The sequence below is a fragment of the Hansschlegelia beijingensis genome (genome assembly GCF_045505405.1).
GTDB classification, from domain to species: domain Bacteria; phylum Pseudomonadota; class Alphaproteobacteria; order Rhizobiales; family Methylopilaceae; genus Methylopila; species Methylopila beijingensis_A.
In genome coordinates this window covers 1-1,058 of record NZ_JBJKEX010000584.1, presented here as the reverse complement: position 1 = coordinate 1,058, position 1,058 = coordinate 1, and the positions used below count along the sequence as shown (strand labels likewise).

General features: G+C 71.9%; 1 protein-coding gene. It reads right to left on the bottom strand.

Annotated elements, in window-relative coordinates:
- On the bottom strand, positions 1-1,058 hold a 1,058-nt coding region (locus ACIKT0_RS18880; protein ID WP_407106836.1), incomplete at both ends, for a DEAD/DEAH box helicase.

Sequence of the window (1,058 nt, the reverse complement as noted above, 5' to 3'; positions counted from 1 at the left end):
TGGCCGAGGAGCAGGGGGCGGACCGCTCGTCGCTGCAGGGCACCACCCAGAACGACATCATCAAGGAATATTTGTCGCGCGGGACCTGCGATCAGCGTGCGGGCGAGAGCGAGGTCCTCCTCGCTCGCGGGCTCGTTGAGCGCCGGATCGGAGAACAGCCTCTCCTGGTCGAGCGCGCGGATGCTCTCGGCGGTCGGCGGGCCGCTCCACACCGGGGTCACGCCGGCGTCGACCATCATGGTCTCGGCCTTGCGGCGACGCGACGGCGGCACCAGCATCACGCTGATGCCCTTGCGCCCGGCCCGGCCCGTCCGGCCGGAGCGGTGCTGCAGGATCTCCGCGTCGTGCGGCAGGTCGGCGTGGATCACCAGTCCGAGATTGGGCAGGTCGATGCCGCGGGCGGCGACGTCGGTCGCCACGCACACCTGGGCGCGGCCGTCCCGCAACGCCTGAAGCGCGCGGTTGCGCTCGGCTTGGCCGAGCTCTCCGGAGATCAGGACGGCCGAGAAGCCGCTCTCCGAAAGCGTCGCATGCAGCCGGCGCACGGCCTCGCGGGTCGAGCAGAACACGATCGCGGCGGTCGGGTCGGACGCGCGCAGAACGTTGATCACGGCGTGGCCGATCTCGCGCGGATGCACGCGCATCGCCCGGTGCTCGATGTCCGCGTGTCCGCGCCCCTCGCTCGCCGTGACGATGCGGGCGGCGTCGCGCTGGAACTTGCGCGCGATCGCGGCGATGTCGGCCGGAAGCGTCGCGGAGAACAGCAGCGTGCGGCGCTCCGCCGGAGTGGCCTCGAGGATGAATTCGAGATCCGGCCGGAAGCCGAGGTCCAGCATCTCGTCCGCCTCGTCGAGGACCACGACCTTGAGGCTCGAGACATCGAGCGCCCGGCGCTCGATGTGGTCCCGCAGACGGCCCGGCGTTCCGACCACGATATGCGCGCCGAGCTCGAGCTGGCGGCGCTCCGCGCGCGGATCCATGCCGCCCACGCAGGCGACGATGCGGCCGCGGGCTTCCGCGTAGAGCCAGCGGAGCTCACGCTCGACCTGCAGGGCGAG